24 protein-coding genes and 1 pseudogene are annotated in these 26,153 nt (G+C 68.1%); 14 read left to right on the top strand and 11 right to left on the bottom strand.

Annotated elements, in window-relative coordinates:
* Positions 1-77 precede the first annotated feature (77 nt).
* The 4 genes from BSY19_RS05130 (at position 78) to BSY19_RS05115 (ending at position 6,487) form a co-directional block, all read left to right on the top strand.
* On the top strand, positions 78-2,594 hold the full coding sequence (locus BSY19_RS05130; protein WP_069053203.1) for a methyl-accepting chemotaxis protein: 2,517 nt from the start codon (positions 78-80) through the stop codon (positions 2,592-2,594).
* Between the two features lie 355 nt (positions 2,595-2,949).
* Positions 2,950-3,219 (top strand): 30S ribosomal protein S15, encoded by a 270-nt coding sequence (gene rpsO / locus BSY19_RS05125; protein ID WP_069053202.1) that lies wholly within the window; start codon positions 2,950-2,952, stop codon positions 3,217-3,219.
* A 266-nt stretch (positions 3,220-3,485) separates the two neighbouring features.
* Positions 3,486-5,654: a polyribonucleotide nucleotidyltransferase gene (gene pnp, locus BSY19_RS05120; RefSeq protein WP_069053201.1), complete on the top strand. Its 2,169-nt coding sequence runs from the start codon at positions 3,486-3,488 to the stop codon at positions 5,652-5,654.
* Between the two features lie 197 nt (positions 5,655-5,851).
* Entirely contained in the window at positions 5,852-6,487 is a 636-nt protein-coding gene (locus BSY19_RS05115; protein WP_069053200.1) for a pyridoxamine 5'-phosphate oxidase family protein, read from the top strand.
* 192 nt (positions 6,488-6,679) lie between these two features.
* Here BSY19_RS05115 and BSY19_RS05110 read toward each other — a convergent pair whose 3' ends face one another.
* From BSY19_RS05110 to BSY19_RS05090, 5 genes are all read right to left on the bottom strand, one after another.
* Positions 6,680-7,678, bottom strand: coding sequence for an adenosine kinase (locus BSY19_RS05110; protein WP_069053199.1), 999 nt, complete (start codon positions 7,676-7,678; stop codon positions 6,680-6,682).
* Between the two features lie 88 nt (positions 7,679-7,766).
* The gene (locus BSY19_RS05105; protein WP_069053198.1) at positions 7,767-8,153 is read right to left on the bottom strand and encodes a helix-turn-helix domain-containing protein; all 387 of its coding nucleotides are present in this window, start codon (positions 8,151-8,153) and stop codon (positions 7,767-7,769) included.
* Entirely contained in the window at positions 8,150-8,713 is a 564-nt protein-coding gene (locus BSY19_RS05100) for a Smr/MutS family protein (protein WP_069053197.1), read from the bottom strand. The genes BSY19_RS05105 and BSY19_RS05100 overlap by 4 nt, the downstream gene beginning before the upstream one ends.
* Before the next feature lie 3 nt (positions 8,714-8,716).
* A complete protein-coding gene (mltA, locus tag BSY19_RS05095) occupies positions 8,717-9,895 on the bottom strand; it encodes a murein transglycosylase A (RefSeq protein WP_069053196.1) in 1,179 nt (392 codons plus the stop codon).
* Complete coding sequence (locus BSY19_RS05090; protein ID WP_069053195.1) at positions 9,892-10,620, bottom strand: Tim44/TimA family putative adaptor protein; 729 nt, start codon at positions 10,618-10,620, stop codon at positions 9,892-9,894. Before BSY19_RS05090 ends, mltA begins: the two co-directional genes overlap by 4 nt.
* Before the next feature lie 244 nt (positions 10,621-10,864).
* Here BSY19_RS05090 and secB point away from each other — a divergent pair, with 244 nt between their 5' ends.
* Both secB and BSY19_RS05080 read left to right on the top strand, forming a co-directional pair.
* Positions 10,865-11,356, top strand: a complete 492-nt coding sequence (gene secB, locus BSY19_RS05085) for a protein-export chaperone SecB (RefSeq protein WP_069053194.1) — start codon at positions 10,865-10,867, stop codon at positions 11,354-11,356.
* Positions 11,357-11,529: 173 nt separating this feature from the next.
* Complete coding sequence (locus BSY19_RS05080; RefSeq protein WP_069053193.1) at positions 11,530-12,273, top strand: TerC family protein; 744 nt, start codon at positions 11,530-11,532, stop codon at positions 12,271-12,273.
* Between the two features lie 8 nt (positions 12,274-12,281).
* Here the strand turns inward: BSY19_RS05080 and dnaQ are convergent, their stop codons facing one another.
* Genes dnaQ through BSY19_RS05055 form a run of 5 tightly spaced genes read right to left on the bottom strand, consistent with a single transcriptional unit; the run spans position 12,282 to position 15,951 of the window.
* A complete protein-coding gene (gene dnaQ, locus BSY19_RS05075; RefSeq protein ID WP_069053192.1) occupies positions 12,282-12,989 on the bottom strand; it encodes a DNA polymerase III subunit epsilon in 708 nt (235 codons plus the stop codon).
* Entirely contained in the window at positions 12,982-13,608 is a 627-nt protein-coding gene (gene coaE / locus BSY19_RS05070) for a dephospho-CoA kinase (RefSeq protein WP_069053191.1), read from the bottom strand. The genes dnaQ and coaE overlap by 8 nt, the downstream gene beginning before the upstream one ends.
* 43 nt (positions 13,609-13,651) lie before the next feature.
* Positions 13,652-14,485 (bottom strand): shikimate dehydrogenase, encoded by an 834-nt coding sequence (locus BSY19_RS05065; protein WP_069053190.1) that lies wholly within the window; start codon positions 14,483-14,485, stop codon positions 13,652-13,654.
* Positions 14,486-14,497: 12 nt separating this feature from the next.
* Positions 14,498-15,124: a Maf family protein gene (locus BSY19_RS05060; protein ID WP_069053189.1), complete on the bottom strand. Its 627-nt coding sequence runs from the start codon at positions 15,122-15,124 to the stop codon at positions 14,498-14,500.
* Complete coding sequence (locus BSY19_RS05055) at positions 15,121-15,951, bottom strand: pyruvate, water dikinase regulatory protein (protein ID WP_069053188.1); 831 nt, start codon at positions 15,949-15,951, stop codon at positions 15,121-15,123. The genes BSY19_RS05060 and BSY19_RS05055 overlap by 4 nt, the downstream gene beginning before the upstream one ends.
* 438 nt (positions 15,952-16,389) lie before the next feature.
* Between BSY19_RS05055 and hemE the strand changes: the two genes are divergently transcribed.
* The 8 genes and pseudogenes from hemE to BSY19_RS05015 all read left to right on the top strand — a co-directional run bounded on the left by hemE (position 16,390) and on the right by BSY19_RS05015 (position 25,103).
* On the top strand, positions 16,390-17,448 hold the full coding sequence (gene hemE, locus BSY19_RS05050; protein WP_442856698.1) for a uroporphyrinogen decarboxylase: 1,059 nt from the start codon (positions 16,390-16,392) through the stop codon (positions 17,446-17,448).
* Between the two features lie 30 nt (positions 17,449-17,478).
* Positions 17,479-17,901, top strand: a pseudogene (gene hemJ, locus BSY19_RS05045) (protoporphyrinogen oxidase HemJ); the annotation flags it as partial.
* Between the two features lie 218 nt (positions 17,902-18,119).
* Positions 18,120-19,385, top strand: a complete 1,266-nt coding sequence (gene rho / locus BSY19_RS05040; RefSeq protein WP_069053186.1) for a transcription termination factor Rho — start codon at positions 18,120-18,122, stop codon at positions 19,383-19,385.
* 51 nt (positions 19,386-19,436) lie between these two features.
* Entirely contained in the window at positions 19,437-20,750 is a 1,314-nt protein-coding gene (gene mnmE, locus BSY19_RS05035; protein WP_069053185.1) for a tRNA uridine-5-carboxymethylaminomethyl(34) synthesis GTPase MnmE, read from the top strand.
* A 62-nt stretch (positions 20,751-20,812) separates the two neighbouring features.
* Positions 20,813-22,699 carry a tRNA uridine-5-carboxymethylaminomethyl(34) synthesis enzyme MnmG gene (gene mnmG, locus BSY19_RS05030; protein WP_069053184.1) on the top strand — a complete coding sequence of 629 codons (1,887 nt, stop codon included), beginning with the start codon at positions 20,813-20,815 and terminating at the stop codon, positions 22,697-22,699.
* Positions 22,700-22,721: 22 nt separating this feature from the next.
* Positions 22,722-23,369 (top strand): 16S rRNA (guanine(527)-N(7))-methyltransferase RsmG, encoded by a 648-nt coding sequence (rsmG, locus tag BSY19_RS05025; RefSeq protein ID WP_069053183.1) that lies wholly within the window; start codon positions 22,722-22,724, stop codon positions 23,367-23,369.
* A complete protein-coding gene (locus tag BSY19_RS05020) occupies positions 23,366-24,196 on the top strand; it encodes a ParA family protein (RefSeq protein WP_069053182.1) in 831 nt (276 codons plus the stop codon). Before rsmG ends, BSY19_RS05020 begins: the two co-directional genes overlap by 4 nt.
* A gap of 28 nt (positions 24,197-24,224) precedes the next feature.
* On the top strand, positions 24,225-25,103 hold the full coding sequence (locus tag BSY19_RS05015) for a ParB/RepB/Spo0J family partition protein (protein ID WP_069056870.1): 879 nt from the start codon (positions 24,225-24,227) through the stop codon (positions 25,101-25,103).
* A gap of 4 nt (positions 25,104-25,107) precedes the next feature.
* On the opposite strand, the gene holA is transcribed toward BSY19_RS05015, so the two are convergent.
* Positions 25,108-26,139, bottom strand: a complete 1,032-nt coding sequence (holA, locus tag BSY19_RS05010; protein ID WP_069053181.1) for a DNA polymerase III subunit delta — start codon at positions 26,137-26,139, stop codon at positions 25,108-25,110.
* Positions 26,140-26,153 lie beyond the last annotated feature (14 nt).

Below are 26,153 nucleotides of genomic sequence, written 5' to 3'. Positions count from 1 at the left end.
ACGTCCCGGCCCCAGCCGCGCAAAAACGGCATGGCCGCAGCCAGCTCCGGAGCGGCGGCCGTGGGGAACTCAGCGCCATGCGCGTGACACATTTTCTGATCTGCACCATCGCAGCCGGCGGCGCCGCCATCCTGGCGAGCGGCTTCGTCGCCTATCAACAGCTGCGCTCGCTCTCGACGGCCCAGGAGACGCGCAGTCTCGTCGTCGCCTCGGAGGCCGTCAGCCGCGTGATCGAGCGCGCCGCGATCGAACGCGGCGCCATCACGCAGGTGATCCTGGCGGCCGATCCCGACGGCAAGATCGCCGCCGTCGCCGCCCAGGCCGCACGCGAGACCGATGCGCGCGTCACCCAGATGCAGGCCAGCTTCGCCCAGACCGCGTTCGCGCAGCGCCAGGAGCTCGCCGGCCCCGTCTCGCAGATCGGCCCGCGTCTCGTCGAGGCGCGCCGGCTCGCGGCCGCGGAAGCCGCCAAGGCCCTGCAGCAGCGCGACCCCAAGGCGGCCCAGGCCTTCAGTACCACCGTTCTCGATCTCCTGAACCAGCAGACGGCGCTGCAACGCCAGATCGGCGCGCGGATCGGCGACCTCAACCCCGAGGTCAGCAACACCGTCTCGCTCGGCGAATTCGCCACGACGATGCGCGAGGCGGCCGGCAGCCGCTCGGTCCATTTCACACAATATGTCGGCAGCGGCGTGAAGATGACGCCGGCGGCGGTGTCGCAGGCCGACCGGCTCAGTGGCCGCATCGAGCAGCTCTGGGTCCTGATCGACCAGGCGATCGCCCAGATGGAGGTGACGCCGCAGCTCAAGGCGGCGCTGGCGACCGTCCAGACCGGTTTCCGCGAAGAGGAAGCCAAGACCTATCGCGCCATGTACGAGGCGGCCCGCGACGGCACTCCCGCCGGCATGAGCCTCGCCGACTGGCGGACCTGGACGCAGGCCTCGCTGGCGACCATCCTGCAGATGCGTGACGCCGCCTATCAGCAGGCCACGGTCGAGATCGACGGCGCACTGGCGATGGCCCGCTGGCAGCTCGCCCTCTCGCTCCTCGCGATCCTCGCCGTCACGGCGGTCGTCGTCGCCGTGGTGTTCCTGTTCAACCGTGGCGTGGTCCAGCCGCTCGGAAAGCTCGCCGACTCGGTCGGCCTGATGCTGTCGGGCGCCGACGATGCCCGCATCCCGCCCCGGGTCGGCATGGTGGAGATCGACGCGATCAGCCATGCGCTCGGCGATTTCCAGGCCAATATCCTGCGCATCCGGGCGCTCGAGCAGCAGGAGCAGGCCGCTGCGGCGGCGCGGCTGGCCCGGGCGCAGTCGATGGAAGCCGTGGTGTCGGATGTCGGTGAGGTCGTGGCGGCGGCGGCGGCAGGCGATTTCTCGGCGCGGCTGCAGATCGACCAGGCCGACGAGCAGATGCAGAAGCTCGTCGCCGGCATCAACGAGATCAATGCCGTGGTGGATTCCGCCACCAGCGAGTTCGCCCGCACGCTCTCGGCGGTCGCCGCGGGTGACCTGACGGTGCGGGTCGACGCCGCCTATCGCGGCAAGTTCGCCGAGCTCAAGGGCGCGATCAACGAGACGGTCGAGCGGCTGTCTTCGACGGTCAAGACGATCCAGGTCACCTCGGCCGATGTCGGGCTGGCGGCGCGCGAGATCAACATGGGCGCCGACGATCTGTCGAAGCGCACCGAGGAGCAGGCCTCCTCCCTGGAGGAGACCGCGGCGACGACCGAAGAGCTCGCGGCCTCGGTGAAGGCCTCGGCCCAGGCCTCCCGCGAGGCGGCCTCGATCGCCGACGAGGCGATGAAGGCGGCGCAGACCGGCGGCGCCATCGCCGGGAAGGCTGTCGACGCCATGGCTCGGATCGAGGATGCCTCGACCAAGATCTCGGACATCATCCGCGTCATCGACGACATCGCCTTCCAGACCAACCTGCTGGCGCTCAACGCAGCGGTAGAAGCGGCCCGCGCCGGCGATGCCGGCAAGGGTTTCGCGGTCGTCGCCTCCGAGGTCCGCACCCTGGCGCAGCGCTCCGGCGAGGCGGCCAAGGACATCTCGGCCCTGATCTCGTCCTCCAACACCGAGGTCGGCGAGGGCGTGAAGCTGGTGCGCCAGGCCGGCGAGGCGCTGGAGCAGATCCTCAGCGCCTCCCGCAAGGTCGCCGCCACCATCGCCGACATCTCGGCAGCGTCGGGCGAGCAGGCCAATGGCATCGACGAGATGAGCCAGGCGGTGGCCCATCTCGACGAGATGACCCAGCAGAACGCCGCGCTCGCCGAACAGAGCGCCGCCTCCGCCGGTTCGCTCTCCAACCGCATCGGACAGCTCAACGACCTCGTCGCAGCGTTCAGGACCGGGCCGAATGCCGGTTTCACCAGCAACGCTTCGGCCATGCCGGCGGCAGCCGAACCCGCCCGCCTGCGCCAGCTGGCGGAAGCCGCCTTCGCCCAGACCCGGGCCCAGCCCGCGCGGGCGCAGGCTCCGCGTCCTGCCGCAGCGCCGGCGCGAGCCCCGGCATTGGCGCCTGCCGCGCCGGCCCCGGCCAAGAAGGTCGCCAACAGCCGCGCCAGCGACACCGGCTGGGAAGAGTTCTGAGCGGCTCCTGAGGGGAACGCCGCTCAGCGGCCTCCTTCGAGAGGCCGGGCCTCGTCGAAGTGCCCGGCCCGCTGCGCTGCGAGCGCACGGATGACCATCCTTCTCCGACATCCGCGTGACGTTGCCCGATGACGCGACCCCGGCCGTTGCTCCCGACTCGGGCCACAGCCGGGCGCATCGCGGTTTCGGCCGCAGCGCTGGCATTTGCCGTCATTTCGTGTATACCGCCGCCAACCGGCCTTCTCGGCCGGCTGCGCGACCCCTCCGCGATGAGGCGGATCGCGGGCTTCGGACCCTGCTGGACGACATCCCGGCTGCGGCCCGCCAGATCAACACCCAACCGAAGGATCAGACGATGTCGATCACTGCCGAGCGCAAGACCGCGCTCATGAAGGAGCATGCCACCAAGCCGAACGACACCGGCTCGCCGGAAGTCCAGGTCGCGATCCTCACCGAGCGCATCAACAACCTGACCGGCCACTTCAAGTCGCACACCAAGGACAACCACTCCCGTCGTGGCCTGCTCAAGATGGTCTCGCAGCGTCGTTCGCTGCTCGACTACCTCAAGAGCAAGAGCGAGCCGCGCTACCGCTCGCTGATCGAGAAGCTCGGCATCCGCCGCTGATCGACCGCTGACGCCAACGCCCGGTGCGGTTCCGCTCCGGGCGCTTTCGTTAAAGGGGTTCGCCGCAATGGTGCGGCACAAGCCCCTCTCCAACGCAGCAGCCGCATGGGGCGGCCTGCCGCATGACCCGCCGGGCGCCTCTCGCCCATGGCAGGATCGCCGAGCGCTCGGGCGCGGATCGTGACCGTCCGGAACCGAGCGCTTCGCCGTCTTGCCCATGGGCTTGAGACGCGAAGGCGGGTCGCATCCGATCCGAAAGAAAATCCATGTTCGATGTCCAGACCGAAGAACTGATGTGGGGCGGGCGCAAGCTCGTGCTCGAGACCGGCAAGATCGCCCGCCAGGCCGACGCCGCCGTGCTCGCCACCTATGGCGAGACCGTCGTGCTCGCGACCGTCGTCTCCGCCAAATCGCCGAAGCCGGGGATCGATTTCTTCCCGCTGACCGTGAACTACCAGGAAAAGACCTTCGCCGCCGGCCGCATTCCCGGTGGCTATTTCAAGCGCGAAGGCCGCCCGACCGAGAAGGAGACGCTGGTCTCGCGCCTGATCGACCGGCCGATCCGCCCGCTCTTCGTCGAGGGCTACCGCAACGAGACGCAGGTCGTCTGCACCGTGCTGCAGCATGATCTCGAGAACGACCCCGACATCGTCGCGATGGTCGCCGCCTCCGCCGCCCTGACGCTGTCGGGCGTGCCCTTCACCGGCCCTGTCGGTGCCGCCCGCGTCGGCTATTTCGACGGCGCCTACAAGCTCAACCCGCTGGTCGACGAGATCAAGGAGTCGCAGCTCGACCTCGTCGTCGCCGGCACGCCCGACGCCGTGCTGATGGTCGAGTCGGAAGCCAAGCAGCTCTCCGAGGAGATCATGCTCGGCGCCGTGATGTTCGGCCACAAGCACTTCCAGCCGGTGATCGACGCGATCATCCGCCTGGCCGAGAAGGCCGCCAAGGAGCCGCGCGACTACACGCCGGCCGATAACTCCGCCGTTCTCGACGCCGTGCTCAAGCTGGTCGACGCCGACATCCGTGCCGCCTACCAGATCCGCACCAAGGCCGAGCGCTACAAGGCACTCGATGCCGCCAAGGCCAAGGTCGCCTCGCTGATCTCGGAGACCCCGGATGGCGTCACGACCTTCACCAAGGAGCAGGTCGGCAGCCAGTTCAAGGAGGCGCAGGCCAAGGTCGTGCGCTGGATGATCCTGGACGACAGCATCCGCATCGACGGCCGCGATCTCAAGACGGTCCGCAAGATCGTCGTCGAGGCCGGCATCCTGCCGCGGACCCACGGCTCGGCGCTGTTCACCCGCGGCGAGACCCAGGCGCTGGTCGTGACCACGCTGGGCACCGGCGACGACGAGCAGTTCATCGACTCGCTGGAAGGCACCTACAAGGAGACCTTCCTGCTGCACTACAACTTCCCACCCTATTCGGTGGGTGAAGCCGGCCGCATGGGTTCGCCCGGCCGCCGCGAGATCGGCCATGGCAAGCTCGCCTGGCGTGCGATCCGTCCGATGCTGCCGGCGAAGTCGGAGTTCCCCTACACGATCCGCGTCGTCTCGGAGATCACCGAGTCGAACGGCTCCTCCTCGATGGCCACCGTCTGCGGCACCTCGCTCGCGCTGATGGATGCCGGTGTGCCGCTCAAGGCGCCGGTTGCGGGCATCGCCATGGGCCTGATCCTGGAAGGCAAGCGCTTCGCAGTGCTCTCCGACATCCTGGGTGACGAGGACCATCTCGGCGACATGGACTTCAAGGTCGCGGGGACGGCCGATGGCATTACCTCGCTGCAGATGGACATCAAGATCGCCGGCATCACCGAGGAGATCATGAAGGTCGCCCTCGACCAGGCCAAGGGCGGTCGCGACCACATCCTCAACGAGATGAACAAGGCGCTCGCCACCGCGCGCGGCCAGCTCGGCGAGTATGCCCCGCGCATCGAGACGATGAAGATCCCGGTCGACAAGATCCGCGAAGTCATCGGCTCCGGCGGCAAGGTCATCCGCGAGATCGTCGAGAAGACCGGCGCGAAGGTCAACATCGAGGACGACGGCACCATCAAGATCGCCTCGGCCGACGGCAAGTCGATCGAAGCCGCGATCAAGTGGATCAAGTCGATCGTCTCCGAGGCCGAGCCGGGCATGATCTATGACGGCACGGTCGTGAAGATCATGGAGTTCGGCGCCTTCGTGAACTTCTTCGGCGCCAAGGACGGCCTGGTCCATATCTCGGAGCTCGCCGCCGCGCGCGTCCAGAAGGTCTCGGACGTCGTCAAGGAAGGCGACAAGGTCAAGGTCAAGTTCCTCGGCCAGGACGAGCGCGGCAAGATCCGCCTCTCGATGAAGGTCGTCGACCAGGAGACCGGCGAGGACATCACCGAGAAGCTCAAGGCCCAGCGCGACGCCGAGAAGACCCGCGAGAAGCAGTCGGCCGAGTAAGCCGTCGCCTCTCACGCGATTCACGTGAAACGAGAAGCCCCGCATCAACAGATGCGGGGCTTTTTCGTTGCGGATGACGGAACGGCCGAACGCGCTCGCCTCGGCTGACAGATCGAGCTGATTGTCAGCGTAGCGCTGGCCGCCGCGGCACGATCATCATAGTCTAGACTTATCGGACGCTGCTCCCGGAACCGGACATGACCGCTCACGCCATCACCTCCCTCGACCAGCTCGCGGCGCTCTACCCCAACCCGGTGGTGCCGGCGTCGATCCACAAGGAGATCGACCATGTCGATGCGAACTATGCCGCGCTGATCGCCGCCTCGCCGTTTTTCGTGCTGGCGACCAATGGTCCCGACGGGCTGGATTGTTCACCGCGCGGGGATCAGCCGGGCTTTGTCACGGTCCGGGACGCGAAAACGCTGCTGATTCCCGACCGAAGAGGCAATAACCGACTGGATTCGTTGAAGAATATCCTGTTCGATCCACGAATCGGAATGCTCTTCCTGATCCCCGGTTACGGGGAGACCTTGCGCGTCAACGGAGTCGCGTCGCTTTCCAGCGACCCTGAGTTGTGCAGGCGCTTCGCGATGGCCGGAAAGCTCCCGGCCTGCGTCATCGTGGTCAATGTGGAGAGCGTCTACTTCCAGTGCTCGCGCGCGGTCGTCCGGGCGGAGCTGTGGAACGCCGAGCGGCATGTCGACCGCAGCAGCGTGCCGAGCGCCGGCACGATCCTGCGCGACATCACGGCACGCGATGCCGCGGTCGAGACGTTCGACGGCGAGGCTTACGACAGGGTGCTGCCGGAGCGGGTGAAGGCAACGTTGTATTGAAGAGCGCGGGATCCCCTCTCCTGTAAGGAGAGGGGTAGGGGTGAGGTGTCGACCCTTGGACCCGTTTGCGCGGCATGCGTCAGAGAAGCGGCTGTGAGGTTACGGCCAAGGCGTCAAACGGCCGACCCCTCACCCTGCCCTCTCCCTACGGGAGAGGGTTCCCCGCGCCGGACCCGCAGCGCGGCCGAGCTTTCAGAGCAGCCCTTCGTTCCCAGCGAGCACCTTGAGGTTCACATCCGGCCTTGCGCCGACATGGCTGATGATCTCGGCCGCGGCGAGTGCGCCCAGGCGCAGCGAATCACGCACCTCGCGGCCCGAGGTCAGGCCGAAGAGGAAGCCGGCGGCGAAGAGATCGCCCGCGCCGGTGGCATCGACCAGGCGCTCGATCGGGAAGACGGGCTCCTCGATCACGCCGTCGGGGGTGACCGCCAGCGCGCCCTTCTCCGAGCGGGTGACGACCGCGAGGATGTTCTCCTGCCGCAGCGCCGCCAGCGCATCCTCGAAGGCCGACGCCTGGTAGAGGCTCTTCAGCTCGTGCTCGTTGGCGAAAACGATGTCGACCATGCGGTTGCGGATCAGCCCGACGAACTCATCGCGGTAGCGGTCGACGCAGAAGGAGTCCGACAGGGTGATCGCGACCTTGCCGCCGGCCTTGTGGGCGATCTCGGAGGCCTTGCGGAAGGCGTCCTTGGCCGCCGGCGGATCCCAGAGATAGCCCTCGAGATAGATGATGTCGGCGTTCTCGATCGCCTTCGCATCGACATCGGCGACGCCGAGGCCCTGGCAGGCGCCGAGATAGGTGTTCATCGTGCGCTCGCCATCCGGCGTGACGATGATGAAGGAGCGGGCGGTGGCGGGACCTTCGGTCGCGGCGGGCGTGTCGAAGGCAACGCCGAGCGAGGTCAGGTCATGGCGATAGAGCTTGCCGAGCTCGTCGGCCTTGACCTTGCCGATGAAGGCGCCCTTGCCGCCGAAGGATGCGAGGCCGGCGATGGTGTTGGCAGCCGAGCCACCCGAGATGACCTTGCCGGGCCCCATGGCCGCATAGAGCGATTCGGCGCGGGCCTCGTCGATCAGCGCCATCGCGCCCTTGGTCAGGCCGTGCCTGGCGAGGAAATCCTCTTCCGCCGCCGCGATGACGTCGACGATGGCGTTGCCGAGGGCGAGAACGTCGGTGCGCGTGCTGGTCATGAGAAGCCCGTTGCTGTTCGTCAAAAAGGGGATGTCGGAAGGGAAAGCGGTGGCGTGGCGCGGCCTGTCGCATCCATGGCGGCGCGGGTCAAGCCGCGCCGCGGGGGCGGCTGCGCCGTGCCAAGGCTTCGTCGAGCACCGCCGAGAGGCGCGCGAGGTCGTCGCCGTCGAGATCGCCGATGTCGCGGGCGAGCCGGTTCGCCACGAGGGTCGCCTCGGGCTCGAGGCCGGCGGTATCGATGACGATGCGGGGATGCGACAGATCGGCGAGGCGCACGAGCTCGTCCGCCTCGTCCCAGATCACGCCGAGCACATGGATGACGCCCTGGATCAGGGTGAAGGTCGGGCGGCCGCGCTTGCCGTGCTCGAGGGCCGAGAGATAGGCCGGCGTGACGCCGAGCACGCCGGCCATCTCGGCGAGCGTGATGCCGCGCTGCGCCCGCAGCGCGCGCACGCGCTGTCCGAACGGCGTCACGGCCCGGCCTCGCGGGCGCGGCGGAGCCGGACATAGAGCGCGCCCGAGCCGCCATGGCGGGCCTGCGCCTCCTCGAATCCGACCACGAGCGGGCGCAGGTCGGGCAGCCGCAGCCAGTGCGGCACGACCCGGCGCAGCACGCCGCGCTCCTCGCCGAAGAGCGTCGTGCCGGCCGCGCCCTTGCCCGTGACGACCAGCGCCAGGCGGGTGCCGCGGCCCTGCTCGCGGCGCAGGAAGGCGCGCAGCGCCAGATGAGCCTCGTCCTGCCGCATGCCATGAAGATCGATGACCGCCTCGACGCCCTGCTGGCCGCGCCGGAGCTGTGTCCGCAGCCGGTTCTCGAGCGGCGCCAGCGGCGGCGGGGCAGGCTTGGCGGGGGATGGACGGCCCAGGGCGACGCCCGCCACAGGCTGCGGCTCCTCCGGGAGGGACGGCGGCGTGACAGGCAGGGGTTCCGGCTCGACCGGGGCACGGCCCGGCAGCGGCTTCACGGAGCGCGCCACCTGGCGCCAGAGCGCGAGATCGGCCTCCGACAATGTCCGCCCGCGCCGCGACCGCATCGCTTAAGGCCGGAGGTCGCGCGGCCACAGGACGATGAAGTCGACCGGGTGGCGGATCAGCCCGGCGCGGTGGCCGGCCGCAGCGCCGGAGCCGACGAAGAGATCGAGCCGGGCCGGGCCCAGAATGGCCGATCCCGTATCCTGCGCCAGCATCAGCCGGGACAGCCGCTCCTCGCCACCCGCCTCGCCCGGCACGGTCGCGTCGATCCAGACCGGCAGGCCATAGGGCCAGATGCCACGGTCGATCGCGATGCTGCGCAGCGGCGTCAGCGGCAGGCCCGCGCCGCCGATCGGCCCGCTTTCGGGCGGAAGGTCGTCGCGGCGGGCGAAGAAGACGAAGGAGCGGTTGAGCCGGATCAGGTCGCGGGCGAAATCGGCATCGGCCTTCAGCCGCGCGATCAGCCGGTCCATCGTCATCTGCGCCGGGGGGATGGCCTCGCGCTCGCTCAGCACGCGGCCGAGCGAGGTGTAGGCGTGGCCGTTGCGGCCGGAATAGACCAGCCGCGTCACACGGCCGTCCGGCAGACGGATGCGGCCCGAGCCCTGGACCTGCAGCACGAAGCGATCGACGGGATCGCGCATCCAGAGGATTTCGAGGCCACGCCCGTCCAGCGCGCCTGTCTCGATCGCCGTGCGATCCGGAAAGGGCTCGAGCCCTTTGTCCGTTCGGCGGGCAGCCGACAATCCGGCATCGAGGCCGGGCCATTCGTCTCCGGGCATGCGGGTGACCAGCTCCGGCGGGCGACCGTAGAGCGGAGTCGGGAACGCCGCCGAGCGGGTCAGCGAGCCCTCGAATTCCGGCTCGAAATAGCCAGTCATGAAGCCGGTCGCTCCCGGTGCGGAGCGGATCCGCCAGAAGCCGAACTGCGTCTCAAAGAACTGCCTGGCCGCCTCGGCACTGACCGGGCCGGCGGCCTGGAGACGCCCGGCCTGGGCGCAAGCGGAAAGGAGGGCAGCAGGAACGGGAACGGCGGCGCGCAGAGGCGGCTCGGCCTGGCAGCCTGCGGCGAAGAGCGAGAGGACGATGCGATGATCGTCTCCAGCCCAGCCCGGTACCTGGGCAGGGCTCAGCGGCTCGGCCAAGGCGCCCAGCGGGAGGGGGGGAGGCGTTGTGGCCATCGCGGTCACGGGAGCCACACAGGCGACGAGCAGCGCCAGTGCGAGACCGGCGCCACGGATCACGCCGCGGATTCGGTCGCGACCAGGAGCCAGTTGGGATCGCGGCTGCCGAGCTGGCGCGAGAAGGTCCAGATGTCGTTGACCTCGGACACCGCCTCGGCGCTGCCGTCGACGACCGTGCCCTGGGCATCGCGCGTCACGCTGATCAGCTGCGAGACGAAGGCGATGGTGACCTGGGCGGTCTTGCCCTTGACGTCGACCGCGGTGATGTCGGCCTTGTCGATCGAGACGAAGCTGGACTCGGCCTTCTCGCCGCGCTTCTCGCGATCGGTGATGGCCTGCTCGAAGCCTTCATAGACCTCCTTGGCGAGCAGGCCCTTCAGCATCTTGCGGTCGCCGCGGGCGAAGGCGGTGACGATCGTCTCATAGGCGGCCTTGGCGCCGCCGAGGAACTCACGCGGATCGAAGCCCGGCTCCTGCTTGATGATGCCCTCGATGCCGGCGAGGATCGGCGAGCCTTCCGGCGCGATGTCCTTGAAGCGGTCGGCCACGGGTGCGGCCGCGGCCGGATCATTGGCGGCGCCGGGCAGACGGATGACATTGTCACGGCGCGCATCGGCAGGCGCAGCCTGATCGGGCCGCACCGGCGGCGTCTCGCGGCGGGAAAACGGGTCGGCCGGGGGCTGCTCGCTGCCGGTCTTCTGGCCGAGTACGGAACGCAGCTTCCAGGCGACGAAAACGGCCAGAGCCAGGAAGACCAGAGTCGTCATGTCGAAGGAATTTTGCATCGAAAGCTGACCCGAGGCTCCAGTCGTATTGCAGGACCAGCATCTCCTCGTGGGAGCGCCGTCACGCGTCATATGGTGACCTAGGCTCGTAACATCCACCCCCCTGCTTGTGAAGGCGAGTTCTTGTGCGGCGCTTTGGACCATGATAGCCGACGCCCGCGCCGTTGCGTGAGTGCAGAGCGCAGTCCAAGGCCTCGGACGGGTGCGGACTTCCCGAGACAGCCAGCCAAAAGCGATGGGACCGATGGCCAACGAATTTCCCAACGGCAACGGTGCCGCAGACGCAGCGCCGAGCATGAGCGCCCTGATCCAGTACACCAAGGATTTCTCCTTCGAGAATCCCAAGGCGCCACGCGCACTCGGCCAGCAGCAGGCCCAGGAAGGCCCGCAGATGTCGCTGCAGGTCAACGTCTCCAGCAGCGCGCTGGGCGAGAACGACTATGAGACCGTGCTTCAGCTCGAGGGCAAGGCCGAGCTCAACGGCGAGATGCTGTTCGCCTTCGATCTCAGCTATGGCGGCGTGTTCCGGCTCCTGAACATTCCGCAGGAGCATATCCATCCCGTGCTCGTGATCGACTGCGCCCGCCTGCTCTTCCCGTTCGCCCGCCAGATCATCGCGGAAGCGGTGCAGGGCGGCGGTTTCCCGCCCTTCTATGTGCCGTCGATCGACTTCGCGGCGCTGTATCAGCAGCGCATGCAGGAGTTCCAGGCGCAGCAGGGCGCCCCGCTCGCCTGAAGCGCGACCGACGCCATGACGACCAAGGGCCCCGCGGGGCCCTTTTTCGTTTGCGCCGTCCTGGCATTCCCGACAGGTTTGCCTGACCGGGGTGCCCACCGCTCGCCACCTCCTCTTGAGTCCCGGCGGACGGCTGAACGCTGCCCGTCGATCGTGCCGTTGCCGGAGGACAGATGGACTATCTCATGACGCTCGCCGCCGATCCCACGGTCTGGGCTGCGCTCGGCGCCCTGATCGCCATGGAGGTCGTCCTCGGCATCGACAACCTGATCTTCATCTCGATCCTCACCAACAAGCTGCCGGAGGAGCAGCGCTCGCGCGGGCGCAAGATCGGCATCGGGCTCGCCCTGTTCCTGCGGCTGGCCCTGCTCGGCACGGTCGCGATCATCGTGCAGCTGACGGCGCCGATCTTCTCGGTCTTCGGCAAGGCCTTTTCCTGGCGCGACCTCATCCTGATCGTCGGCGGGCTCTTCCTGGTCTGGAAGGCGACCGTCGAGATCCACCACAAGGTCGATCCCGATCACGGACCGGACGTGTTCGACGGCGGCCGTGCCGCGACCGTCACCTTCGGCGGCGTGATCTTCCAGATCCTGCTGCTCGACCTGGTCTTCTCGATCGATTCGATCATCACCGCGGTGGGCATGACCGACCACATCCCGGTCATGGTCATCGCGGTCCTCGTCTCCGTGCTGGTCATGCTGCTGGCGGCCGACCCGCTGGCGCTGTTCATCGAGCGGAACCCGACCATCGTGATGTTGGCGCTGGGATTCCTGCTGATGATCGGCGGCATGCTGATCGCTGAGGGCTTCGGCGCCCATGTGCCCAAGGGCTATATCTATGCGGCGATGGCGTTCTCGGCGATGGTCGAGGCGCTCAACATGCTGTCGCGCCGAGCGATGCGCCGCAAGGGCGACTGAGGAGGGCGTCAGCCCTCCTCGGCGATGCCGAGATAGCCGCGCCAGAGCTGGTTCTTGCCGAGCGATCGGATGAAGGCCTCGTGGGCGGCGATGGCGGCCTCGTCCAGCCGCGGCTGCAGCGGGCGCTGGCGCTGCGGCCGCTCGATCCGGATCGGCGCCAGGCCGCTGCCTCCGGCCTCCCCGGCCCCCAGCCCCAGCGACGCCTGCTTGCCGCCGATCAGCTCGATATAGACCTCCGCCAGGATCTCGGCGTCGAGCAGCGCGCCGTGGCGGGTGCGGCGGCTGTTGTCGATGCCGTAGCGCGTGCACAGCGCATCGAGGCTGTTGGAGGCGCCCGGATGCTTGCGGCGGGCCATGGAGAGCGTGTCGACGACCAGCGAGGACTCGATCGGCGGCCGGCCGATGCGCTGGAACTCCATGTTCAGGAAGCCGACGTCGAAGGCGGCGTTGTGGATGACCAGCCGCGCGCCGTCGATGAACCCGGCGAACTCGTCGGCGATCGCCGCGAAGATGGGCTGGGGTGCCAGAAAGGCGTCCGACAGGCCATGGACCTTGAAGGCCCCCTCCGACATCGGCCGCTCGGGATTGATGTAGGCGTGGAAGCTGCGCCCCGTCGGGCAGTGGTTGACGAGCTCGACGCAGCCGATCTCGACGACGCGGTCGCCGCCCAGCGCCTCGACGCCGGTGGTCTCGGTATCGAGAACGATCTCACGCATGGTCGTCGGTCCACCCTCGCCCGCCCCGGCCCGGACGCCCGGCGAGCGCGAGCAGGATAGACCCGACCTGCCGGCCCGCCGCCACACCGCCGCGCGACGTGTCCACAATGAAATGGGCGCGCGCGCGCTTCTGCGCATCCGGCATCTGCCGGGCCAGGATCGCGTCGAGCCGCTCGGGGGTCATGCCTGGCCGGGCCAGCACCCGGGCACGCTGGACAGCCTCCGGGGCGCTGACGACGAGGACCGCGTCGCAGCGCGACTCGCCACCCGTCTCCAGCAGCAGCGGCACGTCGAGCACGGCAAGGCCCACCCCCCTTTGCTGGCACCCGTGCAGGAAGCTGGCCTCTTCCTCGCGGACAAGCGGATGGATGATCGCCTCCAGCCGCGCCATCGCCTCCGGCTTGCCCAGCACGGCAGCCGAGAGGCTGACCCGGTCGACCGCGCCATCGCGGACGGCGTCGGGGAAAGCCGCCGCGATCAGGGGAACGGCCCGGCCGCGATAGAGCGCATGGACAGTGGCATCGGCATCATGGACCGGAATGCCGCGCGCCTGAAACAGCGCGGCGGTGGTCGACTTGCCCATGCCGATCGAGCCGGTCAGGCCGAGGATGAAGGTCATGGCGTGCCGCGTCCCGGAGCCCGAGGCGGGCTCGCCCTGCGAATCAGTGGCCGAGGATATCGGCTTCGAGCCGCGCCCGCAGCGCCGGCGTGACGGTCGGCGTCACCCCGAACCAGCGCGCGAAACCCGGAACCGCCTGGTGCAGGAGCATGCCGAGCCCATCGACGGGGATGCCGCCGCGATGCGTCGCCTCGATCAGCAGCGGCGTTTGCAGCGGGACATAGACGATGTCGTCGACGAGGGTTCCCGGGCGCAGGCGCGCGAGATCGATTTCCAGCGGCGGTTGGCCGTGCATGCCGAGCGCCGTCGTGTTGATCACGAGGTCGGCGTCGCCGACGAGCGCGTCGCGCCGTGTCCAGTCGGCCGCTTCGACGCTCCCGCCGAGCGCGGCCGCCAGTTCCTCGGCCCGCGCATGGCTGCGGTTGACGAGGATGATCCGGCCGATGCCGCGACCCTTGAGCCCGAAGGCGATGCCGCGGGCGGCGCCGCCCGCGCCCAGAACCAGCGCCGTCCCGACGCGCCCGTCCCAGCCCGGGGCCGTGGCGTCGAGATGGGCGAGGAAGCCCGAGACGTCGCTGTTGTCGCCGCAGATCCGTTCGCCCTCGCGCCAGAGCGTGTTGACCGCGCCGATGGCGCGCGCGGCATCCGTGGCATGATCCACCAGCGCGAGCATCGCCTCCTTGTGCGGGACGGTGATATTGCCGCCCGTGAACTCGCCCGCACGCAACCTTGCGACGAAGGCCGGCAGATCGGCCGGGGCCACATCGATGCGCTCGTAGCTGCCGGCGAGGCCGTACTCGGCGAGCCAGCTGCCATGGATGAGCGGCGAGCGGGAATGGGCGACAGGATGCCCGAGGACAAAGCAGCGTGGTGTCATGGATCGTCGGACTCAGCGGGCAAGGACGGAGAGATCGCGCAGTGCCGCCAGGACAGGCAGCAGCGGCAGGCCGAGAATGGTGAAATGGTCGCCCTCGATGCGCTCGAAGAACTGCACGCCCAGGCCCTCGATCTGGTAGCCGCCGACGCTGGAGAAAGCCGCATCGCCGACCGTGTCGAGATAGGATTCGATGAAGCCCGGCGTCAGCGGGCGCATGGTGAGCCGGGCGGTCTGGTGACCTTCGGCCAGCACCTTGCCACCCCGCACCAGCGCGAAGGCGCTGTGCAGCTCATGGTCGCGGCCGGCCAGAGCGGCGATCTGCCGCGCCGCCGCGGCACGGTCCGCCGGCTTGTGAAAAGCTTCCCCTGCACAGGCCAGCGTCTGGTCGGCTCCCAGGACCAGCCTGTCCGGCTGCTGTGCCGAGACGGCTGAGGCCTTGGCCTGAGCGAGGGCCAGAGCGATCCGCGCCGCGGGTTCACCGGCAGCCAGCAAGGGCGCTTCGACCGCCCTCTCATCGACCGCCGGCTTCACGGTTTCCACGGGGACACCAGCCGCCATCAGCATGTCGCGCCGGGTGATGCTGCCCGAGGCCAGCACCAACGGTTGAGGCGAGAGCCGGAGGCGGGAACCCGCTATCATGTCGCGATGAACTTCATGCGGTGGTCGCGCAGCAGATCGAGGATCGAGGCAGCCGTCTCCTCGATCGAGCGGCGTGTCACATCGATCACCGGCCAGCCCTTGCGGGCACAGAGCCGGCGCGACTGGGCGACCTCGTCGGCCACCGAGGCCGGGTCGACATAGGGCGTCTCGTCATCGGCCCGCAGCGAGAGAAGCCGGTTCTGGCGGATCTGGACGATACGGTCGGGGCTGGCGACGAGGCCGACGATGAGCGGCTTGCGGACGTGCTCGAGTTCGGCCGGCAACGGCACGTTCGGCACCAGCGGGATGTTGGCAGTCTTGATGCCGCGATTGGCGAGGTAGATCGAGGTCGGCGTCTTCGAGGTCCGGCTGATGCCGACGAGGATGATGTCGGCCGACTCGAGATCGCCGCCGAGCTGGCCGTCGTCGTGCAGCAGCGTGTAGTTCATCGCGTCGATGCGGCGGAAGTACTCAGCGTTCAGCACATGCTGCGCGCCGGGCTTCGGGGCCGAGGCCTGGCCGAGATAGGACTGGAAGAGCGCGAGCACCGGGTTGAGCACCGACAGGCAGGGGCAGCCCAGTTCCCGGCAGAAATTCTCCAGCCGCTGCGACCATTCCGGCTCGACCAGCGTGTAGAGCACGACGCCGGGGGAGGCCTCGATCTCCGCCAGGACGCGGGCGAGCTGCGCCTCCGAACGGACGAGCGGATAGACATGCTCGATCGCGGACACCGTTTCGTACTGCGCTGCAGCGGCGCGGCTGACGGCGATCAGGGTTTCGCCGGTCGCGTCCGACACCAGGTGGAGGTGAAAGTAATTGCGGTGCACGGGGCTCCCCGGGGCGATGGCGCGGTCAGCAACCTCTAGCCCGGCAGGCCGCCAAAGCAAATCGGCCGGCTCTGGGCGCTTCGACGGTGAGCCGGGCCAGGGCGCCGGCCGTTGCGGGTTGCCTGGGGAGCGCTGTGGACAAAACCGTCTCCGGAGGGCGGCGGCGTTAAGGTCTGTATAACCCTAATGATCCGTTAACAGGCCAGAGGCTGTGGGGAGAGGCTGACGTGTTTCACGTGAATCATTTTGCCGCGCCGATGGGCGGTCGCGATTCGCACGGGTTAACAAACCGTTAACGCTGGCCGGGTGGACAGCGCGCCTCGCCTGCCTCAGGCTGGACACCTGTGGACAGGTTGTGGATCGGATTGCGTCGGGCTATCTGCCCCCATCCAAGAGTCAAAAAAGAAGATTCTCTCTCTAGAAATCTATTTAAGAGAGATGGGGGATGGATCGCCGATGAGCCTCACGACACCTGACCAGCCTGCGTTCCTGCGGGCCCTTTCCGGCGAGGCCCTGCCGACACCGCCAATCTGGATGATGCGCCAGGCGGGGCGCTATCTGCCGGAGTACCGTGAGCTCCGCGCCAAGGCCGGCAGCTTCCTTGGCCTCTGCTACAATCCCGAATGGGCTGCCGAGGTCACGCTGCAGCCGATCCGGCGTTTCGGATTCGATGCCGCGATCCTGTTCTCAGACATTCTCGTCGTGCCGCAGGCGCTCGGCCAAAAGCTCTGGTTCGTCGAGGGCGAAGGTCCCCGTCTCGAGCCGGTTGCCGATCGGGAAAGGCTTGCCGAGATCGACAGGCAAGCCGGGCTTTCCGTGCTCGATCCCGTCATCGAGACGGTGCGTCGCGTCCGCGCTTCGCTGCCGAAGGAAACAGCCTTCATCGGGTTCTGTGGTGCGCCCTGGACGGTGGCGACCTATATGGTCGCGGGCCGCGGCACGCCTGACCAGGGGCCAGCCAAGGACCTCTTCACCCGCGACGAAGCGCTGTTCCGGCTGATGATCGACCGGATCGTCGACACCTCGATCGATTATCTCAACGCGCAGATCGAGGCCGGGGTCGATGCCGTGCAGATCTTCGACAGCTGGGCGGGTTCGCTGGGCGAGGCCGATTTCGAGCGCTGGTGCATCGCGCCGACGCGGCGAATCGTCGAGGGCGTGCGGGCCCGGCAGCCTAAGGCGAGGATCATCGGCTTCCCGCGTGGGGCGGGGCGCTTGATTCCGGCCTATGTCCGCGGGACGGGCGTCGATGCCGTCGGCCTCGAATCCGAAATCGATCGTGGTTTCGCCCGCGACAAAATCCAATCGCTCGTGCCGGTCCAGGGCAATCTCGATCCGCTGGTTCTGCGGGCCGGTGGTCCGGAGCTGGAGCGCGAGATTGCGGCTGTGATGGCGGCCTTCGGCAAAGGGCCCTTCGTCTTCAATCTCGGGCACGGCATCCTGCCGGATACGCCAATCGCGCATGTCGAGCGGCTGCTGGCTGCGGTCCGGGGCTGACCGCAGCGGCCATGGCGGAGCAGATGCGCGATGTATGACTGGCTGAAGGCCGTCCACGTTCTGGCGGTGATCTCGTGGATGGCCGGGATGCTCTACCTGCCGCGGCTGATGGTCTACCATGTCGATGCCGCGCCCGGGTCGGTCCAGTCGGAGACCTTCAAGGTCATGGAACGCCGGCTGCTCAAGGGGATCATGAACCCCGCGATGATCGTGACCTGGGTGCTGGGGCTTTACCTCGCCTGGGATGCGTTCGGCTTCAAAGGCGGCTGGCTGCACGGCAAGATCTTGCTCGTCATGCTGCTGTCGGGCGTCCATGGCTACCTCGTCGGACGGGTGCGGGACTTCGCCGAGGATCGCAACACGAAGTCGGGCCGCTTCTACCGGATCATCAACGAGGTGCCGGCCGTGCTGATGGTCGGCATCGTCATTCTCGTCATCGTCAAACCGTTCTGAGACCGATGCGGTTTGCCGCTTGAGCCGGACGGCGTTTCCGGTTATCAGACGGAACGCTTCTCCAGCGTTCTCCCTGTTGTCGATGGTTCGTGAGCCGACTGCCCTGGCAGCCGCTCGTGGCGCTCAACCCCAGCGCCGTCCGTCCGGGCCTGTCGATCATTTCCTTACCGTCCTGGTCCCGGCCTCCTGAGCCGAGACATTTTCGATCCGGGTGCCCCATGCGGGAAATCAAGCTCCAAGACCTCAAGGTCAAGTCGCCGACCGAACTTCTCGCCTTCTCGGAGGGGCTCGAGGTCGAGAACGCCAGCACGATGCGCAAGCAGGAGCTGATGTTCGCGATCCTGAAGCAGCTCGCCGCCCGGGAGACCGAGATCCTCGGCGAGGGCGTCGTCGAGGTGCTGCCGGATGGTTTCGGCTTCCTGCGGTCGCCCGATTCGAACTATCTGCCGGGCCCCGACGACATCTACGTCTCGCCGACGCAGATCCGGAAATTCGGCCTGCGCACCGGCGACACGGTCGAAGGCCCGATCCGCAGCCCGAAGGACGGCGAGCGCTATTTTGCCCTGCTCAAGGTCAACACGATCAATTTCGAGGATCCCGAGCGGATCAAGCACAAGATCAATTTCGACAACCTGACGCCGCTCTATCCTGATGAGCGCCTGCGGCTCGAGGTTGCGGAGCCGGCGAAGAAGGATTTCTCGGCCCGCGTCATCGACATCGTGGCCCCGATCGGCAAGGGCCAGCGCGCCCTGATCGTCGCGCCGCCGCGGACCGGCAAGACCGTCCTGCTGCAGAACATCGCGCAGTCGATCACGACCAACCACCCGGAATGCTACCTCATCGTCCTGCTGATCGACGAGCGCCCGGAAGAGGTCACGGACATGCAGCGCTCGGTCAAGGGCGAGGTCGTGTCCTCGACCTTCGACGAGCCGGCGACCCGCCACGTCCAGGTGGCCGAGATGGTCATCGAGAAGGCCAAGCGCCTGGTCGAACATGGCCGCGACGTGGTGATCCTGCTGGACTCGATCACCCGCCTCGGCCGCGCCTACAACACGGTGGTCCCCTCCTCCGGCAAGGTGCTGACCGGCGGTGTCGACGCCAACGCCTTGCAGCGCCCCAAGCGCTTCTTCGGCGCGGCCCGCAACATCGAGGAGGGCGGCTCGCTGACCATCGTCGCGACCGCGCTGATCGACACCGGCAGCCGCATGGACGAGGTGATCTTCGAGGAGTTCAAGGGCACCGGTAACTCGGAAATCGTGCTGGACCGCAAGGTCTCCGACAAGCGCATCTTCCCGGCGATCGACATCCTCAAGTCGGGCACCCGCAAGGAAGAGCTCATCACGCCGAAGGATGTCCTGGCCAAGACCTATGTCCTGCGCCGCATCCTCAATCCGATGGGCCCGCAGGACGCGATCGAGTTCCTGATGGACAAGCTGCGCCAGACCAAGCAGAACGCCGACTTCTTCGACTCGATGAACACCTGATCCACCCCGGCGGATCGATTCGTATCCGTACTGGATGAAGACGGGTCCGGCATGAGTGCCCTCGATGATCTGCCGACCATCGCGGCGCTGTCGTCGGCGGCCGGTCGCGCCGGTGTCGCCGTGGTCCGGCTGTCGGGATCGCGTGTCCGATTCGCGGTCGAAACAATCGCCGGGAACCTCCCCTTGCCCCGCCGGGCGTCCCTTCGCACGCTGCGCGACCCCGCCGGCGAGGCGATCGACGAGGCGCTCGTCCTGTATTTTCCCGCCCCTGCGAGCTTCACCGGTCAAGACGTCGCCGAGCTCCACATTCATGGTGCCCGGGCCGTATTGGCGCGGCTGCTGCAGGTGTTGTGCGACCTCCCCGGGATCCGTCTGGCGGAGCCGGGCGAATTCACCCGACGTGCCTTCGAGGCCGGAAAGCTCGACCTCAGCGAGGTCGAAGGGCTGATCGACCTGATCGATTCGGAAACGGAATGGCAGCGTCGGCAGGCGCTGCGGCAGATGGACGGCTCGCTGGGCATCGCTGCCGCGAACTGGCGGCGATCGCTGATCGAAGCGATGGCGCTGCTCGAGGCCGAGATCGACTTTTCCGACGAGGCCGACGTCACGGGTCCCCTCATCGAGCGGGCGCTCGGGACGGTCGGCGATGTTCTCGGTCAACTGCGCGAGGCCCTGGGCGGATTTGCCCGAGGTGAGCGCATCCGCGAGGGCTTCGTCGTGGTCCTGGCGGGGCCGCCGAATGCCGGCAAGTCGAGCCTGCTCAACGCGCTGGCGCGCCGCGACGTCGCCATCGTCTCCCCGATTGCCGGAACGACCCGGGACGCGATCGAAGTCCGCCTCGACCTGGCCGGGCTGCCGGTCACGCTGATCGACACAGCCGGGCTCCGCAACAGCACCGATCCCATCGAGGCGGAAGGCGTCCGCCGGGCGCGCGCGCTGGCCGAGAAGGCTGATCTCGTTTTGAGCCTCCGGGCGATCGATTCGGACCCGGACCGGCTTCATGGCGGCGAGGGTGTTATCGCCCTGGCCACCAAGGTCGATCTCGCCGGTCTGGCGAGGCCTGGCGAGGTGGCGGTGTCGGCGCAGACCGGCCAGGGCATCCCGGAACTCTTGACGTTGATGGCCGAGCGCCTCGCCGGGCAAGGCGTGGTCGAGCCCGCGCTTCTGACGCGCGAGCGGCACCGCGTCGCCGTGGGTCAGGCGATCGATGCGCTGGAGCGGGCCGGCTCCGGGCGGCATGACCAGGCCGAACTGCTCGCCGAGGATCTGCGCCTGGCCGTGCGCGCGCTGGAGCGCCTTTTGGGGCGCGTCGACATCGAGGATGTTCTGGATCAGCTCTTCGCAGGCTTCTGCATCGGCAAGTAGGCCGGCAACGACATTGTCGGATAGAGATTGACCCCCCGCCGGGGCTTCGATAGCGACATCTCATGTCGCAGAACCTCATCGAAAGCCGTTACGACGTCATCGTCGTGGGCGGCGGCCATGCCGGCGTCGAGGCGGCCGCGGCGGCGGCCCGCTATGGGGCGCGCACGGCCTTGATCACGCATCGTCTCGACACGATCGGGGTCATGTCCTGCAACCCGGCGATCGGTGGTCTGGGCAAGGGTCATCTCGTGCGCGAGATCGACGCGCTCGACGGCCTGATGGCCAAGGCGGCCGACCGCGGCGGCATCCAGTTCCGCATGCTGAACCGTCGCAAGGGTCCCGCTGTCCGCGGACCGCGCGCCCAGGCCGATCGCAAACTCTACCGCGCGGCGGTGCAGGACCTCGTCTCCGCCCAGGCCAACCTCTCCGTCGTCGCCGGAGACGTCTTCGACCTCGATGTCGCGCATGGCCGGGTCGCCGGCGTTGTCCTCGCCGATGGCCGTCGATTCGGCTGCGGAACAGTCGTGCTGACCACGGGGACCTTCCTCCGGGGCCTGATCCATATCGGCGAGACGCGGATCCCGGCCGGGCGGGTCGACGAGGCGGCCTCCGCCGGGCTGTCTGCCACCCTCGCCCGCCATGACTTCCCGCTCGGCCGGCTGAAGACCGGCACACCGCCGCGGCTCGATGGGCGGACGATCGACTGGGCGGCCCTGGAGATGCAGGCCGGCGACGAACCGCCCGAGCCGTTCTCGGCGCTGACGACGGCGATCACCAATCCCCAGATCGCCTGTGGGATCACGCGGACGACACTGGCGACGCATGAGCTGATCCGGGCCAATCTGCACCGCGCGCCGATGTTCTCGGGGCAGATCGAGGGGCGGGGGCCGCGCTACTGCCCGTCGATCGAGGACAAGGTCGGCCGCTTCGGCGACCGGGACGGGCACCAGATCTTTCTCGAGCCGGAGGGGCTGGACGACGATACCGTCTATCCCAACGGAATCTCGACCTCGCTGCCCGAGGACGTCCAGCGCGGATTGCTGGCGACGATCCCGGGTCTGGAGCGGGCCGTGATGCTGCGCCCAGGCTATGCGATCGAGTATGATTTCGTCGATCCGCGCGCGCTGCGCAATACGCTGGAGACGCGCGCCCTGGGTGGCCTGTTCCTCGCCGGCCAGATCAATGGCACCACCGGCTATGAAGAAGCCGGAGCGCAGGGCCTGCTGGCCGGACTGAACGCGGCACGGATGGCGGGTGGCGCCGAGGCGATCGTGCTGCCACGGACAAGCTCCTATCTCGGTGTCATGGTCGACGACCTCGTCTCCCGTGGCGTTACGGAGCCGTATCGAATGTTCACCTCGCGGGCGGAGTTCCGGCTTTCGCTGCGTGTCGACAACGCCGATGAGCGGCTGACGGCCCTGGGGGCGACGCTGGGCGTGGTCGGTTCGGAACGGCTTGGCGCCTTTGCCGAACGGAACCAGGCCATCAAGGCGCTGACGGCGCGGCTGCAGGCGTTGACGCTCACGCCACGACAGGCCGAAGCGGCCGGGCTGGCGGTCAATCGTGACGGCATCCGCCGCAGCGCCTATCAGATCCTCTCCTATCCCGACATCGGTTTCGAGCGTCTGGCGGCGGTCTGGCCCGAGCTGGGGGATTTCGCTCCCGGGGTGATCGCTCGCGTCACGGCCGATGCGGTCTATTCGGTCTATCTCGACCGCCAGGCCGGGGAGATCGCGGCCTATCAGCGTGACCAGTCGCTGAAAGTGCCGGATGATCTCGATCTTGACGGGATTTCCGGCCTGTCGAACGAGCTGAAGGCGAAGCTCACGGCCGAGAGACCGGCCGACATCGCCCAGGCGGGCCGGATCGAGGGCATGACTCCGGCCGCGTTGACGCTGCTGGCGGCGCATGCCCGCAGGAAACGGACCGAGTCTGTCGCCGTCCCCTGACGGAACTGTTGATAACCACGCCATGACTGTTGATAATTCCGACCGTGCCCGCGCTTTGCGCTTGACGCCTGTTTCACGTGAAACAGAGGAGCGGCTCTCGCTGCTGGTGGCGGAACTCGCGCGCTGGCAGGCGGCCAAGAATCTCGTGTCCAACACGACCCTCGCCGACGTCTGGCTGCGGCATATCGCCGATTCCCTCCAGCTGTTCCGGCTCGCGCCCGATGCCCGAACCTGGCTCGATCTCGGCTCCGGTGGGGGCTTCCCGGGCCTGGTGATCGGAATCTGCCTCGCCGAAGTCGAGGGCGGGCGCATCCATCTGGTCGAGAGCAACAGCCGCAAATGCGCCTTTCTGCGGCATGCCGCGCGCCTAACTGGGGCGCCGGTCACTGTTCATCCGGCTCGGATCGAGGACGTCATCGGGGATTTCACCGGGCGCGTCGACGTGGTGACGGCCCGGGCGCTGGCGCCACTGCCGCAGCTGCTCGACTGGTGCAAAGAGCTGTTGAGAACAGGCACCCTCGGACTGTTTCCGAAGGGACAACATCTAGATGCGGAATTGACGGAGTCGTCCAGATATTGGAAGATTCAGGCCTCAACGGTTTCCTCCGTGACGGATGGGGCCGCCCGGATCCTGATGGTCCGCGCAGCCGAGAAACGGGCCGATCCATGACCGATCTTACGCCAATCCCGATGCCGCGCCGCCCGCGCGTGCTGGCGCTCGCGAATCAGAAGGGCGGCGTCGGCAAGACCACGACGGCCATCAATCTGGGCACGGCCCTGGCTGCGATCGGCGAAAAGGTCCTGATCGTCGATCTCGACCCGCAGGGCAACGCGTCGACCGGGCTGGGCGTCGACCGGCGCAGCCGCAAATCCTCCACCTATGACGTGCTCTGCGGGGATGTCGGGCTCGGCCAGGCGATGCAGGAAACCGCTGTTCCCGGATTGTTCCTGGCGCCCTCGACGTTGGACCTGCTCGGTGTCGAACTCGAGATCGCCTCCTCCAAGGACCGGGCGCACCGGCTGAAGAACGCGATCGACGAGCTGGTCTATGACCAGCGCTGCTCGGACCTGACCTATGTCCTGATCGACTGCCCGCCTTCGCTGAGCCTGATCACCATCAACGCGATGACGGCGTCCGACGCCGTGCTGGTGCCGCTGCAGTGCGAGTTCTTCGCGCTCGAAGGTTTGAGCCAGCTCCTGAAGACCGTCGAGCAGGTTCGGGCGGGTCTCAACCCGCGCCTGATCATCCAGGGCGTCGTGCTGACGATGTACGATCCGCGCAACAACCTGTCAGGCCAGGTCATGGCCGATGTGCGCGAATTCCTCGGCGACAAGGTCTACGAGACAGTGATTCCGCGCAATGTGCGGGTGTCGGAGGCGCCTTCGTACGGGAAACCGGCGCTGCTTTATGATCTGCGCTGCTCGGGCTCGCAGGCCTATCTGAAGCTGGCGTCCGAAGTGATCCGCCGCGAGCGTGCGCTGCGCGCGGCGGCCTGAAGCATTGACCAGAGGTTGAATGATGGCGATGGCCGAAGAACAGGGGCGCTCGCGCCTGGGCCGGGGTCTGGCAGCGCTGATCGGCGATGTCGGCGAGGAGATCGGCGCGCTGGAGCGGGCTCGCGGCCAGCGTCGCGTTCCGGTCGAGTTCCTGCGGCCGAGCGCGCGCAATCCGCGCCGCAGCTTCGCGGAGGAGGATCTCGAGGAGCTGACGGCGTCCGTGCGTGAGCGCGGCATCCTGCAGCCGATCATCGTGCGGGCAATCGTCGGCATGCTTGATGCCTATGAGATCATCGCCGGCGAGCGTCGCTGGCGCGCGGCCCAGCGGGCCGGGCTGCACGATGTCCCTGTCATCCTCGTCGAGGCCGATGATCGCGAGGCGCTCGAAATCGCCATCGTCGAGAACGTGCAGCGCACCGATCTCAACGCGATCGAGGAAGCGGCGGGCTATGAGCAGCTGATCGCCGAGTTCAACTACACGCAGGCCGATCTGGCGCGGGTGATCGGCAAGAGCCGCAGCCATGTCGCCAACACGCTGCGACTGTCGAAGCTGCCGCCGTCCGTCCGGCAGATGGTCAGCGACGGCGCCGTGTCGGCCGGCCATGCCCGTGCGCTGCTTTCCGTTTCGGACCCGGAACTGATGGCGCGCAAGATCGTCGACGAGGGCCTGAGCGTGCGCGACATCGAGCGCATCGTCCAGGAGGAGTCGCGGGGCGAGACCAAGAGCATCTCGAGCAAGCCCAGGGTCGAGAAGGACCCCGATACGCGGGCGGTCGAAAGGGCGCTGGAGGAGGCGCTCGGCCTGTCCGTCTCGATCAGCCACCGCGCCACTGGCAGCGGCGAGGTCAAGATCAGCTACAAGACGCTGGAACAGCTCGACGCGCTCTGCCGCCGCCTGAAGGATTGAACGACTAGTCCCCGCGCCCGGCCACCCGGCCGAGGCGCGCCAGCGTCCACAGCGCCCGCGTCGCGCCGGCCCGGCCGAGATCGCCGTCGCGGCGCGCGGCGAGCGTGGCATTGCCCAGCAGCGTCACCGCCTCCATCAGCTTCGCCGTGCTCCAGGCCGACAGCGCCGCCTCCGTGGTGGCGATGCGCGGATAGGGCAGGCGCATCGCCGCCACCATGTCGCGGGCGCTGCGGCCGGCATCGACCCCCTGCCGGGCCTTCAGCAGCGCCAGAGCGTGCCGCAGCACGGCGCCGAGCATGACGCCGGCATCAAGTCCTTCGCTCGCGAGCTTGGCCTGTGCGAGGTCGAGGACGGGCAGCTTCCCCGCGAAGACGGCGTCGACGGGCATGGCCTGCTCGCGCTGGGCGGTGTCGCCGACGACGGCCTCGATATGCGCCTGCCCGATCGTGGGATCGTCGCCGACATAGAGCAGAAGCTTCTCGATTTCCCGGCGCGAGGTCTGCCGGTCGCCGCCGAGCAGGCCGGCGAGCAGGTCACGGCTGGTCCGGTCGATGCTTTTGCCGGCGGCGCGGACCATCTCGTCGATGATGGTGCCGAGATCGCGCGCGGCGTCGCCATAGCAGGGCACGGCGAGCGCGGTCCGTGCGCGCTCGCAGGCGGTTCGCAGCGGATTGGTGCGCTGGAGATCGCCGGCCTCGACGATGACGATGGCATCCTGCGAGGGGGTGGCCAGGAGCGGCTCGACAGCGGCGAGCAGCATCTTGGCGGTAGGCGAGACGCGGATCGCGCGCCGCCCGCCGAACATTCCAATGGTGTTGGCTTCGTCAACGAGTTTGAGCGGGTCGCCGGCAATCTCGTCGCCGCTCATCCGGACGAGCTGGAAGGCATCCTGCGGATCGTCGACATGGGCCCGGGCGAGGGCCGCGGCGCGCTCCGAGACGAGGCCGGCATCGGGACCGTAGATCAGCACCAGGCGATAGGCGGGGTCCAGCCGGGCGAGCGCGCGGTCCGCCTCATGCGCCTTGATCGAGGCCATGCGGCGTCCTGATC

The sequence above is a fragment of the Bosea sp. RAC05 genome (assembly GCF_001713455.1).
Taxonomy (GTDB): domain Bacteria; phylum Pseudomonadota; class Alphaproteobacteria; order Rhizobiales; family Beijerinckiaceae; genus Allobosea.
The sequence above is the reverse complement of the archived record's forward strand: the minus strand, read 5'-3'. Positions and strand labels throughout refer to the sequence as shown.

Coding starts and splice junctions, on each gene's coding strand:
- BSY19_RS05015 (WP_069056870.1), top strand. CDS start 24,225: ATGGCCGAAGAACAGGGGCGCTCGCGCCTGGGCCGGGGTCTGGCAGCG.
- rpsO (WP_069053202.1), top strand. CDS start 2,950: ATGTCGATCACTGCCGAGCGCAAGACCGCGCTCATGAAGGAGCATGCC.
- BSY19_RS05080 (WP_069053193.1), top strand. CDS start 11,530: ATGGACTATCTCATGACGCTCGCCGCCGATCCCACGGTCTGGGCTGCG.
- hemE (WP_442856698.1), top strand. CDS start 16,390: ATGGGGGATGGATCGCCGATGAGCCTCACGACACCTGACCAGCCTGCG.
- mnmG (WP_069053184.1), top strand. CDS start 20,813: ATGTCGCAGAACCTCATCGAAAGCCGTTACGACGTCATCGTCGTGGGC.
- rho (WP_069053186.1), top strand. CDS start 18,120: ATGCGGGAAATCAAGCTCCAAGACCTCAAGGTCAAGTCGCCGACCGAA.
- dnaQ (WP_069053192.1), bottom strand. CDS start 12,989: ATGCGTGAGATCGTTCTCGATACCGAGACCACCGGCGTCGAGGCGCTG.
- holA (WP_069053181.1), bottom strand. CDS start 26,139: ATGGCCTCGATCAAGGCGCATGAGGCGGACCGCGCGCTCGCCCGGCTG.
- pnp (WP_069053201.1), top strand. CDS start 3,486: ATGTTCGATGTCCAGACCGAAGAACTGATGTGGGGCGGGCGCAAGCTC.
- BSY19_RS05060 (WP_069053189.1), bottom strand. CDS start 15,124: ATGATAGCGGGTTCCCGCCTCCGGCTCTCGCCTCAACCGTTGGTGCTG.
- BSY19_RS05090 (WP_069053195.1), bottom strand. CDS start 10,620: ATGCAAAATTCCTTCGACATGACGACTCTGGTCTTCCTGGCTCTGGCC.
- mnmE (WP_069053185.1), top strand. CDS start 19,437: ATGAGTGCCCTCGATGATCTGCCGACCATCGCGGCGCTGTCGTCGGCG.
- BSY19_RS05100 (WP_069053197.1), bottom strand. CDS start 8,713: ATGCGGTCGCGGCGCGGGCGGACATTGTCGGAGGCCGATCTCGCGCTC.
- BSY19_RS05110 (WP_069053199.1), bottom strand. CDS start 7,678: ATGACCAGCACGCGCACCGACGTTCTCGCCCTCGGCAACGCCATCGTC.
- rsmG (WP_069053183.1), top strand. CDS start 22,722: ATGACTGTTGATAATTCCGACCGTGCCCGCGCTTTGCGCTTGACGCCT.
- BSY19_RS05130 (WP_069053203.1), top strand. CDS start 78: ATGCGCGTGACACATTTTCTGATCTGCACCATCGCAGCCGGCGGCGCC.
- coaE (WP_069053191.1), bottom strand. CDS start 13,608: ATGACCTTCATCCTCGGCCTGACCGGCTCGATCGGCATGGGCAAGTCG.
- BSY19_RS05020 (WP_069053182.1), top strand. CDS start 23,366: ATGACCGATCTTACGCCAATCCCGATGCCGCGCCGCCCGCGCGTGCTG.
- BSY19_RS05115 (WP_069053200.1), top strand. CDS start 5,852: ATGACCGCTCACGCCATCACCTCCCTCGACCAGCTCGCGGCGCTCTAC.
- secB (WP_069053194.1), top strand. CDS start 10,865: ATGGCCAACGAATTTCCCAACGGCAACGGTGCCGCAGACGCAGCGCCG.
- BSY19_RS05065 (WP_069053190.1), bottom strand. CDS start 14,485: ATGACACCACGCTGCTTTGTCCTCGGGCATCCTGTCGCCCATTCCCGC.